We start from the raw sequence: 16,327 nt of genomic DNA, 5'->3' as shown, positions 1-16,327 counted from the left end.
CATTTTCGTACGGTTTCATCCGTTCGGAGTAATTCGGCAGGCGGGCGCGCCGTGAATACGGCGGTGGGCCGTTCGGCCGACATGCGGTCCCTCGAACGGTCGACCAGGGTTGGCCGGGCGTGGGCGGCACCGGACCGCCTGCCCTGACGGTCAGGAGGACCAGGCGTATGGGCGGAACGGACAGGCGGGCGGTGGTCGGCGAGTTTCTCGGGACCCTGCTGCTGGTGCTGCTGGCGGTGGGTGCGGCGGTACTCGCGGGGGAGGCGATCGGTCCGGTCGGGATCGCGTTCGCGTTCGGCTTCGTGCTGCTCGCCCTCGCGTACGCGCTCGGCCCGATCTCCGGCTGCCACGTCAACCCGGCGGTGACGCTCGGCTTCCTGCTGGCCCGCCGGATCGACGGGCGCACGGCGGTGTCGTACTGGGTGGCGCAGCTGCTCGGCGGCATCGCGGGCGCGGGGCTCGTCCTGCTGCTGGCGAAGCAGATACCGGGGCTGGAGACCCACGAGAAGCTCGGCACCAACGGCTGGGGCGAGCGCTCCCAGATGCACATCAACGCCGGCGGCGCGTTCCTGACCGAGGTCGTCCTCACCTTCCTGCTGGTGTACGTCGTGCTGGCGGTCACCCACCGGCTGGCCGCGGTCGGCTTCGACGGGCTGCCGATCGGCGTCGCGCTGGTGGTCGTCCACCTGGTCGGCATCCCGCTCACCGGCACCTCGGTCAACCCGGCGCGCAGCCTCGGCCCGGCGCTGTTCGCGGGCGGCGAGGCGCTGTCGCAGCTGTGGTTGTTCCTGCTCGCCCCGCTGGTCGGCGGCGCGCTGGCGGCGGGCGTCCACCTGCTGACCCACCCGCAGCCCAACCTTCCGGTGGCGCAGGCCCTGGCCACCGACGCGCGGGTGTAGTGCGCGCGGCGCCGCTCGGCGGGCGCGGAGGCCGGGACCGTACCGACGGTCCCGGCCTCCGCCGTTTCCGGGGCTGCCGCTCTCCGGCCCGCTCCGCCCCGCTCCGGGCCGCTTTTGAGCCGACGACCGGTCGGATCCGGCGCACCGGTCCGGAGCTCCCCGACGCCCTCGTGCCCGCTGGGTAGAGTCGCGCCATGGTGACTGTGAGCGCGGGAACCCCCGGGGGCGGGCGGCTGGCCGGCCGTTCCTGCGTGGTGACGGGCGCGGCCAGCGGCATCGGGCGGGCCGTCGCCGAACGCTTCGTCCGGGAGGGCGCGGCGGTGGTCGCCACCGACGTGAACGAGGCCGGGCTGGACCGGCTGGCCGAACGGTTCCCGGGCGCCGTCAGCACGGTGGTCGGCGACGTGTCCCGGGACGAGGACGCCCGCCGGATGGTGGCGGCAGCCGTAGAACGGCACGGGCGGCTGGACGTACTGGTGGCCAACGCCGGGATCATCCCGCTGATGGACATCACCGAGGCCACCGCCGAGGACTGGGACCACGTGATGGCGGTGGACGGCCGCGGCATGTTCCTCACCTGCAAGTACGCGATCGAGGCGATGACCGCGCAGGACCGGCCGGGCGGCTCGATCGTCTGTCTGTCCTCCATCTCCGGTGAGGCCGGCCAGCCCGGCCAGGCGGTGTACGGGCCCGCCAAGTTCGTCGCCTCCGGCCTCACCAAGCACCTCGCCGTCGAGTGGGCCGGCCGCGGGATCCGGGTCAACGCCGTGGCCCCCGGCACCATCACCACCGAGCGGGTCGCCCGGCTGCACGACGAGCCCGGTGGCACCGAGTACCTCGCGGCGATCGAGAAGCTGCACCCGCTGGGGCGGCTCGGCGCCCCGGCCGAGGTCGCCTCGGCCGTCCTCTTCCTCGCCTCCGACGACGCGTCCTTCGTCACCGGGGTGGTGCTGCCGGTGGACGGCGGGTACCTGGCGCAGTAGCCGGCCCGGCCCCGCGGCGGTGGTCCGCTGCCCGGCGCTCCGGCTGTTCGGGGGCCGGCCACTCGGGGCCCGCCGCCCGCGCGCGGTGGCGCGGAAACTCGATGGCGCGCGATCCAGGGCCGTGCTGGAGTGAGCGGATGGATCATGATGAGGTGCTTGCCCTGTTCGACGACCGGCTCCGGCGCAACGCGCCGCCCGACCCGGGCTGCCGCGTCGAGCGCGACGGCGCCGTGCTCCGGCAGGTGGGTTCGGAGCACAGCTGGAACGGCGTGGTCTGGTCCGGACTGGACGAGGCCGGGGCGGACGCGGCGATCGCCGCACAGGTGCGCCACTTCGCCGGGCTGGGGCTGGAGTTCGAGTGGAAGGCCTACTCCCACGACCGCCCCGCCGACCTCGGCGCCCGGCTGCTGGCGGCGGGCTTCACCCCGGAGCCGGACGAGGCGCTGATGATCGCCCGGATCGCGGACCTGCCCACCGGAGCGGCCCTGCCCGAGGGTGTCCGGCTGCTCCCCGTGACCGATCCGGCCGGGGTGGACCTGATGATGGAAGCCCACGTCCAGGCCTTCGGCTCCGAGAACCCCAACCTGCGCGAGCGGATGCTGGACTACCTGCGGCAGGGCGGCTCGACGGTCAGCATGGTCGTCGCGATGGCCGGTGACCGGCCGGTCAGCGGTGCGCGGATGGAGCTGGTCCCGGGCACCGGGTTCGCCGGCCTGTGGGGCGGCGGCACCGTGCCGGAGTGGCGTGGCAGGGGCATCTACCGCGCCCTCGTCGTCCACCGCGCCCGCCTCGCGGCCGAACTCGGCTACGAGTACCTCCAGGTGGACGCGAGCGACCAGAGTCGGCCCATCCTCCAGCGCCTCGGCTTCGGCTGGGTGAGCACGACGACGGCGTACCTCCGCCGGCCGTAGCACCGGGTCGTGGCGCCGGGGCCGCAGTGCCTGTCGGGGCGGCATGCCGCCGAGTCCCCCTGCCGATCGGCAGGGGGACTCAGGTGTGTCCTCGCCTGGGTTGTGCCGTTCGGTACATGTGCGGGAGGGGCTGCCGGGGTCACTGTGGGGACACCGCGAGCGGGGGCCGTCCGGGCCCCCGGGAAGGAGCCCGGCATGTCCGACATCCGCCGTCCGAGGATCGATCACGCCCGTGCGCGGGCCCTGCCCGGAACGGGAGCCCCGCTGCGCGCCGGTCCCGGTGTCGAGGTCGGGGTCGGTGTCGCGGGCGGCGGTCCGCGCGGGGGCGTCCCGGAACGGCACCCCGATCGCCGCCGTCGGCGGCCGTACGGGGTCGGGCCGCCCTCAGGGCAGCCGCTCGACCACGACCATGGCCGCGTCGTCGTCCAGCCGGCCGTCGACGTGGGCGAGCAGGTCCTGGCGCAGGCGGTGGAGCAGGGCGGTCGGGCGCTCGGCACTCCAGGCGGTGACGCGTTCGGTGAGCGGGTAGAAGCGCCGCTGGGCGTCGCGGGCCTCGATCACGCCGTCGGTGTAGATCAGCAGCCGGTCGCCGGGCCGGAACGGGAAGGTCTCCGTCTCGTACCGCACCGGTGCGAGCTCGCCGAGGCCCAGCGGCGGGGCGGGCCGGCGGGCGGCGAGGGCGGTGATGCCGTCGGGGCGCAGCAGCAGCGGGGGCGGGTGGCCGCAGTCGATCAGGCGGACGGGGGAGCCGTCGTCGGGGATGTCGAGCAGGACGGCGGTGATGAAGGACTCGCCGGCCTCGCCGCTCTCCTCGGGGAGCTCCTCCGGTGGAGGGAACGGCAGTGCGGACAGCGCCTGCCGGTCCCGGCGTTCCCGCCGGTTCTGTCGTTCCCGGCGGGACTGCTCGGCGAGCTGGGCGAGGTCCCAGCTGACGCTGCCGTCCAGGTAGGCGGCCAGGTCCGGCAGCTCGGCGTGCAGGTGGGCGGCGGCGCGGAAGGCGCCGAGCAGCAGGGCCGCGTCGCCGAGCGAGGACAGGCCCTTGCCGCGCACGTCGCCGACCAGCAGCCGGGTGCCGGTGGCGGTGCGGGCGGCCGCGTACAGGTCGCCGCCGACCTGCGCCTCGGCCTCGGCGGCCAGGTAGACGGAGGCCAGGTGCAGCGGTCCGATCCGCTCCGGCAGCGGGCGCAGCAGCACCCGCTGGGCGGCCTCGGACACCGAGCGCACCCGGGCCAGTTCGCGCTCGTGCCGCTCGCGCAGTACCCGCAGGCCGACGATCAGCACCGAGACGATCAGTTGCGCGCTCAGCTGGGTCTCGATGTTCGCGCTGGTCAGGTTCTCGCGCACGGCGCCGATGGCGGTCAGCGCGGCGAACGCGAGCACGGCGACCCCGGCGGTGGCCCGGGGCCCGGCGAAGGAGGCGGTGAGGGCGGGGGCGACGATCAGCAGCGGGCCGAGGTGGATGTCGGGCGGGGACAGGACGTCGACGACGGCGATCACGACGATGAGCGCGAGCGTCAGCGCCGTCAGCACCCGGCGGTCGGGCCGCCAGGCGCGGCGGCGGTCGGGGGGATGCGGCACGGGCGGCGGGTGCGGCGCATCGGGACGCTGCCGGAGGGGCACTCCTCCTCTGTACACCGTGGAAGCGGCGGGGCGCACCCGGAGGGGCCGGTCCGTGCTCCGGGCCGCGTTCCGATCTGTCCGGGTCGGCCGGGTCGGCCGGGGCCGGTCGGGTCGGAGCGAGCCGTCCGGTCCGCTCGGTCAGCCCTCCTGGCCGTAGCGGGCCAGGTAGTCGGCGAAGCGGGCGACGTCCTCGTCGGACCAGTCGGTGAAGCGTGCGGTGAAGGAGAGCCGGCGCTGCTCGTTGGCGTCCTGCAGCAGCGTGAGTCCGGCTCCGGTGGCGCGCAGGATCTGGCCGCGCTGGTCGTCCGGGTCGGTCTCGCGGGCCAGCAGGCCGAGCTTCTCCAGCGCGGTGACCTGCCGACTGACGGTGGACTTGTCGAGCATGAAGTGCGCCGCCACGTCGGCGGCCCGGCAGCCGCCCCGCTCGGTGATCAGGTCGAGGATGCTGTAGGTGACCAGGGAGAGGTCGGGGTGCAGCTGGGAGGCCTTGTGCCGGGCGCGGCGGGCGAAGGCGGTCAGCTCGCGCTGGATGGTCTCGATGGACGACTGGCGGCCGGGCACGGCGTTCCTACCTCCTCGATATTTGTTGCACTATACAACGGATTTGCCCGGGGTTCCACGCCGCTCCGATGCCCGCTGCGCCGGCGCGGCCCGCCAGGCGCGGGCGGCGGCGATCCGGCGGGTCGCACTCGGGTGAGTGGCGAACAGTAGCTCAAGCAGCCTCGGCGGGTCGACATCGGAGACGTTCGCCACGGCCAGTCTGCGCTGCATCGCCACGAACTGCTCGACATCCCCGGTCAGTTCGAGGGCGTGCCGGTCCGCCCTGGCCTCGATCCGGCGGCTCACCGCGCACTGCAGCGGCCCCGAGAGGGCGCCCAGCAGCGCCGCGAGCGCCGCCAGCAACGGCAGCGCCCGGGCGTCGGCGGCATCCGACACCCCGGCGGCGTCCAGCAGCGGTCGCCAGTCGGCGAGCAGGCCGAGGACGGCCACCGCGACGGCCGCGCCGACCGCGCCCATCGCGGTACCGACCGGCACGTCCCGGTGCTTGACGTGGCCCAGCTCGTGCGCGACCACCAGCTCCACCTCGCGCGGCTCGGCGGTGGTCAGCAGCGTGTCGTACGCGACGATCCGGCGGGTCGCCCCGAACCCGGAGACGTAGGCGTTCAGCGCGGTGGTGCGGCGGGAGGCGTCCGCCACCAGGACGTCCCGGACCGGGACCTTGTCCCGCTCGGCCAGCGCCAGCAGCGCGGTCCGCAGCTCGCCTCGGGGCATGGAGGAGAAGCGGTTGAACACCGGCTCGATCAGCAGCGGGTGCAGAAAGGAGAGCGCGGCCGTCAACAGGGCCGCCGCGCCCGCCCCCGGCAGCCACCAGTACCGCGGCGACCAGGCGGTCAGCGCGAACAGCCCGAGCGCGAGCGGGAGGACGAGGACGAGGGTCAGCGCGAGGCCGCGCGCCGCGTCCAGCGCCCAACCGGCCCAGCCCTGGGTCACCAGCCCGTACCGGGCCCGGACGGTCCGCGCCCCGGCGCCGAACGGCAGCTGCAGCGCCTGGCCGAGCAGCACCAGGGCCGCCGCGCCGGCCAACACTTCAGCCGGCCGGGAGCCGCCGAACCAGCCGCCGACCGAGGTCACCAGCGCGGCGCCGGCCGGGGTGAGGCCGAGCAGCAGGGTGAGTGCCAGGCCCGCCGCCCGACCGCCCAGCGCCCACGGTGACTGCGCGCGGCGCAGCGCGCGGCCCCGGGCGCGCTCGTCGGGGGTGAAGTCCGGCGCGGGGTCCGGGGCGGGGTCCGGGGCGGGGGTCGGCGTGGGGGCCGGTGCGGGGGTCGAGTCCGCAGGGGGCGGGGTGGGGTCCATGGCGGGGAACGGCTCTTCCGGTCGGGTCGCGAGAGGGGCGGGGGCGACGGTTCGGCGGGGGGTCAGCGGTGATTCAGCATGGCGTACCCGGCCCGTGGGTGCCCACACGGTTGGTCGTGTCCCGCTCCGGGGGCGGGGTTCACTCCTGCACGGACCCGGTGGCGCCGTGGACGCCGGCGCGCAGCAACTGGTGGCCCAGGTCCACCAGGGCGCGGCCGACGGCGAACTCGTCGCCCACCTCCGGGGCGGGGTCGTCGTGCGGGTTGCGGCGGGAGCGGGTGTCGCTGTGCAGCACGTTGCCGTCGGCGTCCAGCACGGCGTGCACCCGGGTGGTGTCCTCGTCCTCGACCACGTGCAGGCTGAGCTGCCAGTCCTTGGTGCGCACGGCCCCGGAGGACTGCCGTTCGGCCCCGGAGGCCGCGGTCACGGCCTGTGGCGGGGCGGTGGCCGTCCCGTCGGCGCGGACGATCACCACCGGGCAGGCCCCGTGCACCGCGCAGCGGGTGGACACCGAGCCGAGCAGCGTCCGGGCGAAGGTGCCCCGGCCGCGGCTGCCCAGCACCAACAGATCGGCCCCGGCGGCCGCCTCCAGCAGCACCTCGGCGGCGTGGCCCAGCACCAGGCTCTCCCGGACCTCCACCGGGCGGTCGGGTCCGAGGATCTCGTTGATCTCGGCGCTCAGCGTGCGGCGGGCGGTCCGCTCGAAGCCGTCGTCCACCATCGGCGCGAACCACCCGTAGAGCGAGGGGTACTCCCAGGCCGCCACCGCGTGCACCGTCGCCCCGGTCAGCACGGCCTGGCCGACCGCCCAGCGCAGGGCCGCCTTCGAGGGGGGCGAGCCGTCGATCCCGACCACGATCCGGCGATCCCGCGCCGGCGGCCTCCGGCCCCCGGACGGGGCGCCCTCGGCGGAGAGCTGGTTGCTGCCCATCACGTCAACACCTCCCGGCCCGCGCGGAACTCGCACCCCGTACACCACGCTGCGCGCTCCGCCTCCTCCGCGCCAGGGACGTGGTGGCCGGGTCGGCCGGGAGGATCCGGCCGGACAGGCCAAGTGGCCGCCGGCCGGGGCACGTACGTCCGTCGACGCCAGGGTCGGGGCAGTCGGCCTTTGTGGCCGGAATGTTGCGGGATCGGGTCCAGGTGGTGGTGATTCGGTGGCGTAGTCTGATCGTTCTCGCATCATCCTCGGGGGGATCCACTCATGCGTCGTGCCGCGGCCGCCGTCGCGCTGTTCGTCGGACTGACCGCCGTCGCCTCCTGCGGGCCGGATGACCCCGAACCGGCCCCGGCCTCCGCCGCCCCCGTCCCGCCGGGCACCTCCTCGGCACCGAGCGGCTCGCCCTCCGCAACGGTGCCCGGCAAGAGCGCCCCGCCCCGGCCCGACGGCACCATCACCGTCGCCTTCGCCGGGGACGTCCACTTCGAGGGCCGCACCGAGGCCCGGCTGGCCGTCCAGGCCCCCGAGCCGGCGCTCGGCCCGATCTCCCGCACCCTCGCCGACGCCGACCTGTCCGTCCTCAACCTGGAGACTGCGATCACCGGGCGCGGCGCCCCGGAGCCGAAGACCTACACCTTCCGCACCTCGCCCAAGGCGCTGTCGGTGCTCAAGGACTCGGGCGTCGACGTCGTCTCGATGGCCAACAACCACGCCGTGGACTTCGGCGCCGACGGCCTCACCGACACCCTCGCCGCCAAGGACTCCTCGCCGATCCCGGTGGTCGGCGTCGGGCGCAACGCCAAGGAGGCGTATGCCCCGTACGTCACCACCGTGCGCGGGGTGAAGGTCGCGGTGGTCGCCGCCAGCCAGGTCGAGGACATCACCAACCAGAAGTGGCGGGCCGGCGCCACCAAGCCGGGCATCGCCTCGGCGCTGGACGTCCCGGCGCTGGTCAAGGCGGTGGAGACGGCGAAGCAACAGGCGCCGGTGGTGCTCGTCTACCTGCACTGGGGCGACGAGGGCAAGGCCTGCTCGACCGGCCCGCAGACCACCATCGCCAAGAAGCTCGCCGCCGCCGGCGCCACCGCCGTGGTCGGCACCCATGCGCACACCATGGTCGGCTCGGGCATGCTCGGCAACACCTACATCGGCTACGGCTTCGGCAACTTCCTCTGGTACGGCACCTCCAACTACCCCAACTCCAACGAGACCGGGGTCACCACCCTCACCCTCACCGCCGACGGCAAGGTGACCGGCGAGGCCTTCGCCCCGGCCACCATCGACGACAAGGGCATTCCGGAGCCGGTCACCGGCGCCACCGCCGAAGCCGCCCTCAAGCGCCGCGACGGCCTGCGCGGCTGCACCGGCCTCACCCCGCCGCCCGGCGCCCCGGCCGCCCCCGCCGGCGGTTCGACGGCTCCGGCGGCCACGGCCCCCGCCTCCACGCCTCCCGCGAAGTCCCCGTCAGGTCCCGCCAAGGCCCCGGCGACCCCCGCGGCCTCTCGCTAGGAATCCCCGCCGGTCGGTGGGAGTGCCCGGCCGCGTCCTCTCCGTCGGGCGCTCCTGACGTGCCTTCGTGCCGGGCCCTCGTGCCGGGCCTTCGTGCCGGGCCCTCGTGCCGGGCCTTCGTGTCGTGCCTTCGTGCCGGCCACGTGTTGTGCCCTCCGGCTGCGCTCTGCCGGGGGCCGCATCGATGCCGCCCTGCTGTTCTGCTGTCAACCCGCAGGCGGCAGCCCCCGTCCACGCCCCTCCCCGACCGTTCATGGCCGGCCGACCACGGCCGGGCCCCCACGCCGCGGGACACCGAGGCCGTCCGCCCCACAGGGCCGGGCGGCCTCGTCGTGTCGAGGGGGGGTGGGTTTCGGTCGCGAGGGTCTGTCGCGGGCCCTGCGGGACGCGGGGAGCGAGTTGACGTTCGTACAGACGCTCGGCGCAGGCGAACAGCTGTGTTAGGTTAGGCTTGCCTAATCTTGCTGGTCGGAGGGGATGTCCTGTGCAGCAACAGTCCGAATTCGCCGGTGCCGTCGCGATGGTCACCGGGGCCGGGCAGGGCATCGGCGCGGCCGTGGTGCGGGCGCTGGTGGCCGAAGGCGCCGTCGTCGCGGCGGTGGACCGCAGTCCCGGCGGGCTCGACGCCCTGGTGGCCGAGCTGCCGACCGTGCGTCCGTACGTGCTGGACGTCTCCGACGCCCGGGCCGTGGACGGCGTGGTCACGTCGATCGAGGACCAACTCGGCCCGATCGCCGTGCTGGTGAACGTCGCGGGGATCCTGCGAACCGCTCCGGTCGTCGAACTCGCCGACGGGGACTGGGCGGACACCTTCGCGGTGAACACCACCGGCGTCTTCCACACCAGCCGTGCCGCCGGCCGCCGGATGGCGGCCCGTGGGCGCGGATCGATCGTGACCGTCGGGTCCAACGCCGCCGGGGTGCCGCGGGCCGGAATGGCCGCCTACGCGGCGTCCAAGGCGGCGGCCACCATGTTCACCCGCTGCCTGGGGCTGGAGCTCGCCCGCTCCGGAGTGCGGTGCAACGTGGTGTCGCCGGGCTCGACCGACACCGAGATGCAGCGCGCCCTGTGGGGCGAGGACGCCGAGGCATCCGAACGCCGCGTGATCGAGGGCGACTTGGGGGCCTGGCGGGTCGGCATCCCGCTCGGGCGGATCGCCGCGCCCGCCGATATCGCGGAGGCGGTGGTGTTCCTGGCCTCCGACCGGGCGCGGCACATCACCATGCACGACCTGTACGTCGACGGCGGCGCGACCCTGCGCGCCTGAGCCCGGTCGTGGGCCGTTCCGCCCGTCCTCGCAGGTCCGTCCTCGCAGGTCCGTCCCCCGCAGGTTCGCCTCCGTTCGTCCGCCCCCGTCCGTCCGCCCTTGCCCGTCCTCCCGCAGAACCGTCCCAGACTGGAGAAACCGCCGTGACCACGGTGCACCACGCCCCTGCCGGGCCGATACCCGCCGGGCCCGACGCCTCGGCGACCGCCCTCGCCGAGGGCCCGGACCATGCCGTCATCGGCGCGGCCAGCGGACTGCTCGGCCAGTACCGGGCCGGCTCCGACGAGGCGTTCTTCGCCTCGCCGACCCGCACCCTGCTCGGCTCCGGCGTGCACGCCCGGGTGCCGCAGGACGGGCGGCCGCTGCCGGTACGGGTCGCCGAGACGCTGGCCGAGGCCGGCCGGGCCGGGGTCGAACGGCCGCTGGTGGTCGGCGCGGTGGCGTTCGACCGGGACAGCCGGGTCGAACTCGCCGTCCCCGCCCGGGTCCGCACCGCCGGGGCGCTGCGCGACGACCCGCTCATCGCCCTCCCCGCGCCGCAGGCCGAGCGGGTCGAGTGGCGGATCCGACCGGTGCCCGCGCCGGAGGCCTACGGGGCGGGCGTCGCCGCAGCCGTCGAGCGGCTGCGCGGCGGGGAGTTGAGCAAGGTGGTGCTGGCCCGGACACTGGAGCTGAGCGCCGCCGAGCCGCTCGACCTGCCCGCGATCCTGCAGCGGCTGGCCCGCCGCGACCCGGGTGGCTACACCTTCGCCGTCCCGTCCGGCGGCGGCCGCACCCTGATCGGCGCCAGCCCCGAACTCCTGCTCGCCCGGAGGGGAACGGCCGTCCTGGCCAACCCGCTGGCCGGTTCCGTGCCGCGCAGCGAGGACCTCGGCGAGGACGTCCGGCGCGCCGCCGCGCTACTGGAGTCGCCCAAGGACCTGCATGAGCACGCCGTCGTGGTCGACGCCATCCGGGAGGCGCTGGCGCCGTACTGCCGCACCCTGGAGGTGCCCGAACGGCCCACGCTGGTGCGGACGGCCGCGATGTGGCACCTGGCCACCACGATCCGCGGCGAGCTGGCCGACCCGGCGGTCTCCGCCCTGGAACTGGCCTGTGCGCTGCACCCCACCCCGGCCGTCTGCGGCACGCCGACGGACGTCGCGCGCCGGGTGATCGGCGAGGTCGAGCCCTTCGACCGGGGCCTCTACACCGGTATGGTCGGCTGGGAGGACGCGACCGGTGACGGCGAGTGGGTGGTGACCATCCGCTGCGCCGAGGCGGAGGAGCGGACGCTGTGGGTGTACGCCGGCGCGGGCGTGGTCGAGCAGTCCCGGCCGGAGGCCGAACTCGCCGAGACCAGCGCCAAGTTCCGCACCTTCCTGGACGCCGCGGGGGTGGCCCGGTGACGCCGCTGGAGACCGTCCGGGCGGGCTTCACCCCGTACCCCGCCGAGTTCGCCGAGCGCTACCGGGCGGCCGGGTACTGGCGCGGCGAGACCTTCGGACGGATGCTGCGCGAACGCGCCGCCGCGCACGGCGAGCGGACCGCGGTCGTCGACCCGGGCGGCCACGCGGTGGCGGCGACCGAGCGGCGCTGGACGTACGCCGAACTCGACCGCAGGGCCGACCGGATGGCCGCCGGACTGCTGGCCCGGGGCATCCGGGCCGGGGACCGCGTGGTGGTCCAACTGCCCAACGCCGCCGAGTTCTTCGAGGTCGTCTTCGCGCTGTTCCGGATCGGCGCGCTGCCGGTGTTCGCGCTGCCCGCCCACCGGTACGCCGAGATCGGGCACTTCTGCTCCTTCACCGAGGCGGCGGCGTACGTGGTGCCGGCCGTCGAGGGCGGCTTCGACTACCGCGAACTCGCCACCCGGGTGCGGGCGGAGAACCCCGCGTTGCGGCTGGTGCTGGTGGCCGGAGAGGACCCGGGGGAGCACATCAGGCTCGCCGACGTGCCCTGCGACGGCCCCGGCCCGGAGGCCTTCGGCGGGGAGCCCGGCCCGGGCGACGTCGCCTTCCTCCAGCTCTCCGGCGGCAGCACCGGCGTACCGAAGCTGATCCCGCGCACCCACGACGACTACATCTACTCGCTGCGCGGCTCGGTCGAGCTGTGCGGGCAGGATCCGGACAGCGTGTACCTGTGCGTGCTGCCCGTCGCCCACAACTTCCCGCTCAGCTCACCGGGTTCGCTCGGCACGCTGTACGCCGGCGGCCGGGTCGTGCTCTGCCCGCAGCCCGCCCCGGAGACGGCCTTCCCGCTGATCGAGCGCGAGGGCGTGACCATCACCGGGCTGGTGCCGCCGCTCGCGCTGCTCTGGCTGGACGCCGCCGACCGCGGTGCCCGCGGGTACGAGAGCCTGGAGGTGCTGCTGGTCGGCGGCGCCAAGTTCAGCGAGGAGGCCGCCCGCAGGGTGCGCCCGGCGCTGGGCTGCACGCTCCAGCAGGTGTTCGGAATGGCGGAGGGCCTGGTCAACTACACCCGCCTGGACGACCCGGAGGAGCTGATCACCACCACCCAGGGCCGGCCGATCTCGCCGGACGACGAGGTCCGGGTGGTCGACGACCAGGACCGGGACCTGCCCGACGGCACCACCGGCCACCTGCTGACGCGCGGCCCGTACACCATCCGCGGCTACTGGAACGCGCCCGGTCACAACGCGAACTCCTTCACCGCGGACGGGTTCTACCGCACCGGCGACCTGGTCCGGCGCACCCCGACCGGCCACCTGGTGGTCGAGGGGCGGGCCAAGGACCAGATCAACCGGGGCGGGGAGAAGGTCGCCGCCGAGGAGATCGAGAACCACCTGCTCGCGCACCCCGCGGTGCACGACGCGGCGGTGGTGTCGATGCCCGACCCGTACCTCGGCGAGCGCACCTGCGCGTACGTGGTACTGCGTGCCGAACACCGTGAACAGCCCCCGAAGAGCGTCGAGTTGAAGCGGTTCGTGCGCCAGCGCGGGCTCGCCGAGTACAAGGTGCCGGACCGGGTCGAGTTCGTCGCCGCCTTCCCCGCCACCGGGATCGGGAAGGTCAGCAAGAAGGATCTGCGCGCCGCGATCGCGGCCTCGCTGACCGCCCGCTGATCCCCCGATCCGCCCTCCAGACAAGGAACACCACCGTGGGCCTGCCCCGCATTCCCCGCTATCCCCTGCCCGCCGCCGAGGAACTGCCCGCCAACCGGGTCGCCTGGACGGTCGACCCGGCGCGCGCCGTCCTGTTGGTGCACGACCTGCAGAACCACTTCCTGGACGCCTTCGACGCCGAAGCCGCTCCGGTGTCCGAACTCCTGGGCAACGTCGCGGCGTTGGCCGGAGCAGCGCGGGCCGCCGACGTGCCCGTCGTGTACTCGGCGCAGCTCGGCGGGCAGAGCCCGGCCGAGCGCGGGCTGCAACAGGACTTCTGGGGTCCGGGCATCCCGGACGACCCGCGGGCCACCGCGATCGCCGGGGCCGTCGCCCCGGAGCCGGGCGACACCGTGCTCACCAAGTGGAAGTACAGCGCCTTCGTGCGCACCGAGCTGGAGCGGCTGCTGCGCGAGCAGGGGCGGGACCAGCTGGTGATCACCGGCGTGTACGCGCACATCGGGGTCCAGGCCACCGCCTGCGACGCCTGGATGCGGGACGTACAGGCCTTCGTGGTGGCCGACGCGGTCGCCGACTTCGGCCCGGAGGAGCACCGCGGCGCGCTGGCCTGGGTGGCCGGGCGCTGCGGGATGGTCGACACGGCGGAGACGGTGCTCGCGGCGCTGGGTTCGGCCGCGGCGGCGACCGCCCCGGGGGCCCCGGCCGCGGCCGGCGTGGCGGAGGTCTCGGGCGCGTCGCAGGCCCAGGATGTGTGGGAGATCGCGGAACTCGAGAAGGCGGGCGGCAAGTGACGGGCGTGGGCTTCACGGTGGAGCGGATCCGGGCCGAGGTCGCCGACCTGCTCGGCGAGGACCCGGCGGAGATCCCGCTGGACGAGAACCTGGTCGACTGGGGGCTGGACTCCGTACGGCTGATGGCCCTCGCGGGGCGCTGGCGGGAGGAGGGCGCCGACGTGGCGTTCGTCCAGCTCGCGGAGCGCCCTGCGATCGAGGCCTGGGCCGAGCTGCTGGGCGCGGCGTGATGGCGGCGGGGGCGGGCGGGGCGGTCCGGGACGCGGTCCGCGGGACGGCGCTGCCGACGGCACCGACGGTGCGGACGGTGGCGGAAGCGCCCGCGCTGCCCGCGCTGCTCGCGCTGCCTCCGCTGCCCAGCCGTGCGGCGCGGTACCCGGTGACCACCGTGGTGGGGCCGGTCGAGGCGCAGGCGGCGCGGACGCCGGACGCGCCGGCGCTGCTGCTCGCGGGCGGGGAGAGCGTCAGCTACCGGGAGTTGAACGCCTCGGCCAACCGGCTGGCGCGCGCCCTGGCCCGTCGTGGGGCACGTCCGGGTGCGGTGGTCGGCCTGGCGGGCCCGAGCCGTCCGGTGGAACTGGTGACGGCGCTGCTGGCGGTGGCGAAGTCGGGCGCGGCGTACCTTCCGCTGGACCCGACGGACACCCCCGGGCGCCGGGAGCGGCTGCTCGCGGAGAACGCGCCGGTCTGGGTGCTGGGGGAGGAGGTGCCGGGGGCGCCGGCCGGGCTGGAGACGGACGGCGAACTGCCGACCGACCCGCCCCGGGCGCTCACCCCGCAGCACCTGTTCTGCGTCGGGTACGGCCCGGGCGGGCGCCCGACCGCCGTCCGGCTCACCCACGCGGAGGCGGACCGCCGGGTGCGCGAGCTCCAGGCGGCCCACCCGCTCGGCCCGGGCGACCGGGTGCTGCAGCTGGGCCTGCCGCTCTGGGAGTACCTGTGGCCGCTGCGGACGGGCGCCGCGGTGGTGCTCGCCGATCCGTGGCAGGAGGGTGAGATCGGGGCGCTGGTGCGGGAGCTGGGCGTTACGGCGGTACGGGTGGCACCGGAGGCTCTGCTCGGCGGGTGAGGCCGGCCGCCGGCCGCTTGCCGCTTGCGTCTGCCGCCGGTCGGCGCACGGCGGACAGCGGGCGACGTTCGGATGACAACTTTCGGCGAACAGATGTCAGCGAACAGATTTCATCATCTGTTCGCTGAAAGTTGTCGGCTGTCACCCGTCGGTCAGCGCGACCCGGCCACCTCCCCTTCCGGGGCCGCCGCCGGCCGCGCCGCCGCCCGGTCCGCCGGGCCCGCCGCCCGGTCCGCTGCCGCCGCCTGCACCGCCAGGTCCACCGCGGTCCACGCCATCGCCACCGCGCCGTCCAGTACCGCCCGTTCCGCCTCCGCGCCCAGCGCCGCCTCCGCGAACGCCTCCTCGTGCGGGGCGCAGGCGCCGCCGGTGATGTCCAGCACCGGGTGGATCGACGGCACCGCGTGCGACACGTTCCCCATGTCGGTGCAGGCGAACGGACCGCTCTCGACCGGTTCCGGCCGGCCGAGCGCCGCCGCGTTGGCCCGCCACAGCGTCAGCAGCCGGGGGTCGGACCGCATGTCCAGGTAGTCCGGCTCGGGCCGGGTCAACTCCACCTCGCAGCCGGTGGCGAGGGCTCCGGCACGGAAGCAGGCCTCGACCCGGGAGCGCAGTTCGGTGAGGTCCTCGGCCGCCGAGGCCCGGATCTCGTACTCGGCGCTCGCGCTGTCCGGGATCAGGTTCGGCGCCGTTCCGGCCGCCGTGGTGATGCCGTGCACCCGCCACTGCGGCGGGAGTTGCTGGCGCAGCAGCCCGATCGCGACCTGGGCGACGGTGAGCGCGTCGGCGGCGTTGCGGCCCCGATGGGGGTCGAGGCTCGGGTGGGCGGCGCGCCCGGTGTAGCGGACGGACAGGGTGCCGAGGGCGAAGGAGCGGAAGTCGGCGACCTCGACGGGGCAGGGGTGGACCATCATGGCCGCGTCCACCCCGTCGAACGCCCCGGCCTCCAGCAGCAGGGCCTTGCCCGCCCCGCGTTCCTCGGCGGGCGCGCCGATCACTCGCACGGTGAGCCCGAGCCGGTCCGCGAGCGGGGCGAGCCCCAGCGCCGCGCCGACCCCGGCGGCGGCGATCAGGTTGTGTCCGCAGGCGTGGCCGAGCCCGGGCAGCGCGTCGTACTCGCAGACCAGTGCGACGGTGACCGGTCCGGTGCCGAGGCGCGCGTCGAAGGCGGTGGCCAGGCCGTGTGCGGGCGCGGTGACCGAGTACCCGTGCGCGCGCAGCAGTTCGGCGCACCAGGCGGCCGCCAGGTGTTCCTCGAAGGCGGTCTCGGGGTGGGCGTGGATGCGTCGGCTGAGCGCGAGCAGCTCGTCCCGGTGGGTGTGGACGCGGTCGCGCACGGCCTGCTTGGCCTCGGCGGGAGGGGTGCGCGGCTCGGTCGGGGTCATGGGTGACGTCTCCGGACTGTCAGGGGCCCGGCCTC

General features: G+C 75.3%; 15 protein-coding genes. 10 read left to right on the top strand and 5 right to left on the bottom strand.

Annotated features, from left to right (window positions below):
- Positions 1 to 167: 167 nt before the first annotated feature.
- The 3 genes from ACWD4P_RS05955 (at position 168) to ACWD4P_RS05945 (ending at position 2,793) form a co-directional block, all read left to right on the top strand.
- A complete protein-coding gene (locus ACWD4P_RS05955; RefSeq protein ID WP_359826728.1) occupies positions 168 to 899 on the top strand; it encodes an MIP family channel protein in 732 nt (243 codons plus the stop codon).
- A 194-nt stretch (positions 900 to 1,093) separates the two neighbouring features.
- Entirely contained in the window at positions 1,094 to 1,882 is a 789-nt protein-coding gene (locus tag ACWD4P_RS05950) for an SDR family NAD(P)-dependent oxidoreductase (RefSeq protein ID WP_449778703.1), read from the top strand.
- A 137-nt stretch (positions 1,883 to 2,019) separates the two neighbouring features.
- The gene (locus ACWD4P_RS05945; RefSeq protein ID WP_449778702.1) at positions 2,020 to 2,793 is read left to right on the top strand and encodes a GNAT family N-acetyltransferase; all 774 of its coding nucleotides are present in this window, start codon (positions 2,020 to 2,022) and stop codon (positions 2,791 to 2,793) included.
- Between the two features lie 384 nt (positions 2,794 to 3,177).
- Here ACWD4P_RS05945 and ACWD4P_RS05940 read toward each other — a convergent pair whose 3' ends face one another.
- From ACWD4P_RS05940 to ACWD4P_RS05925, 4 genes are all read right to left on the bottom strand, one after another.
- The gene (locus tag ACWD4P_RS05940) at positions 3,178 to 4,371 is read right to left on the bottom strand and encodes a PP2C family protein-serine/threonine phosphatase (RefSeq protein ID WP_449778701.1); all 1,194 of its coding nucleotides are present in this window, start codon (positions 4,369 to 4,371) and stop codon (positions 3,178 to 3,180) included.
- Between the two features lie 180 nt (positions 4,372 to 4,551).
- Positions 4,552 to 4,974 carry a MarR family winged helix-turn-helix transcriptional regulator gene (locus tag ACWD4P_RS05935; RefSeq protein ID WP_359819208.1) on the bottom strand — a complete coding sequence of 141 codons (423 nt, stop codon included), beginning with the start codon at positions 4,972 to 4,974 and terminating at the stop codon, positions 4,552 to 4,554.
- Between the two features lie 30 nt (positions 4,975 to 5,004).
- A complete protein-coding gene (locus ACWD4P_RS05930) occupies positions 5,005 to 6,267 on the bottom strand; it encodes a M48 family metalloprotease (RefSeq protein ID WP_449778700.1) in 1,263 nt (420 codons plus the stop codon).
- A gap of 139 nt (positions 6,268 to 6,406) precedes the next feature.
- The gene (locus tag ACWD4P_RS05925) at positions 6,407 to 7,198 is read right to left on the bottom strand and encodes a universal stress protein (RefSeq protein ID WP_449778699.1); all 792 of its coding nucleotides are present in this window, start codon (positions 7,196 to 7,198) and stop codon (positions 6,407 to 6,409) included.
- A 273-nt stretch (positions 7,199 to 7,471) separates the two neighbouring features.
- On the opposite strand from ACWD4P_RS05925, the gene ACWD4P_RS05920 reads away from it, so the two are divergent.
- The 7 genes from ACWD4P_RS05920 to ACWD4P_RS05890 all read left to right on the top strand — a co-directional run bounded on the left by ACWD4P_RS05920 (position 7,472) and on the right by ACWD4P_RS05890 (position 14,907).
- Positions 7,472 to 8,716 (top strand): CapA family protein, encoded by a 1,245-nt coding sequence (locus ACWD4P_RS05920; RefSeq protein WP_449778698.1) that lies wholly within the window; start codon positions 7,472 to 7,474, stop codon positions 8,714 to 8,716.
- Positions 8,717 to 9,200: 484 nt separating this feature from the next.
- The gene (locus ACWD4P_RS05915; protein WP_449778697.1) at positions 9,201 to 9,983 is read left to right on the top strand and encodes a 2,3-dihydro-2,3-dihydroxybenzoate dehydrogenase; all 783 of its coding nucleotides are present in this window, start codon (positions 9,201 to 9,203) and stop codon (positions 9,981 to 9,983) included.
- A 143-nt stretch (positions 9,984 to 10,126) separates the two neighbouring features.
- Positions 10,127 to 11,371, top strand: a complete 1,245-nt coding sequence (gene dhbC, locus ACWD4P_RS05910; protein ID WP_449778696.1) for an isochorismate synthase DhbC — start codon at positions 10,127 to 10,129, stop codon at positions 11,369 to 11,371.
- Positions 11,368 to 13,047 carry a (2,3-dihydroxybenzoyl)adenylate synthase gene (locus tag ACWD4P_RS05905; protein ID WP_359819195.1) on the top strand — a complete coding sequence of 560 codons (1,680 nt, stop codon included), beginning with the start codon at positions 11,368 to 11,370 and terminating at the stop codon, positions 13,045 to 13,047. Before dhbC ends, ACWD4P_RS05905 begins: the two co-directional genes overlap by 4 nt.
- 35 nt (positions 13,048 to 13,082) lie before the next feature.
- Positions 13,083 to 13,838, top strand: a complete 756-nt coding sequence (locus ACWD4P_RS05900) for an isochorismatase family protein (protein WP_449778695.1) — start codon at positions 13,083 to 13,085, stop codon at positions 13,836 to 13,838.
- Positions 13,835 to 14,068, top strand: a complete 234-nt coding sequence (locus ACWD4P_RS05895) for a phosphopantetheine-binding protein (RefSeq protein WP_449778694.1) — start codon at positions 13,835 to 13,837, stop codon at positions 14,066 to 14,068. Before ACWD4P_RS05900 ends, ACWD4P_RS05895 begins: the two co-directional genes overlap by 4 nt.
- 77 nt (positions 14,069 to 14,145) lie before the next feature.
- Complete coding sequence (locus ACWD4P_RS05890) at positions 14,146 to 14,907, top strand: AMP-binding protein (protein ID WP_449778693.1); 762 nt, start codon at positions 14,146 to 14,148, stop codon at positions 14,905 to 14,907.
- 152 nt (positions 14,908 to 15,059) lie between these two features.
- On the opposite strand, the gene ACWD4P_RS05885 is transcribed toward ACWD4P_RS05890, so the two are convergent.
- The gene (locus ACWD4P_RS05885) at positions 15,060 to 16,292 is read right to left on the bottom strand and encodes an amidohydrolase (protein ID WP_449778692.1); all 1,233 of its coding nucleotides are present in this window, start codon (positions 16,290 to 16,292) and stop codon (positions 15,060 to 15,062) included.
- Positions 16,293 to 16,327 lie beyond the last annotated feature (35 nt).

Source organism: Kitasatospora sp. NPDC002543, from assembly GCF_053594915.1.
This window is presented reverse-complemented; position numbering and strand designations above follow the sequence as displayed.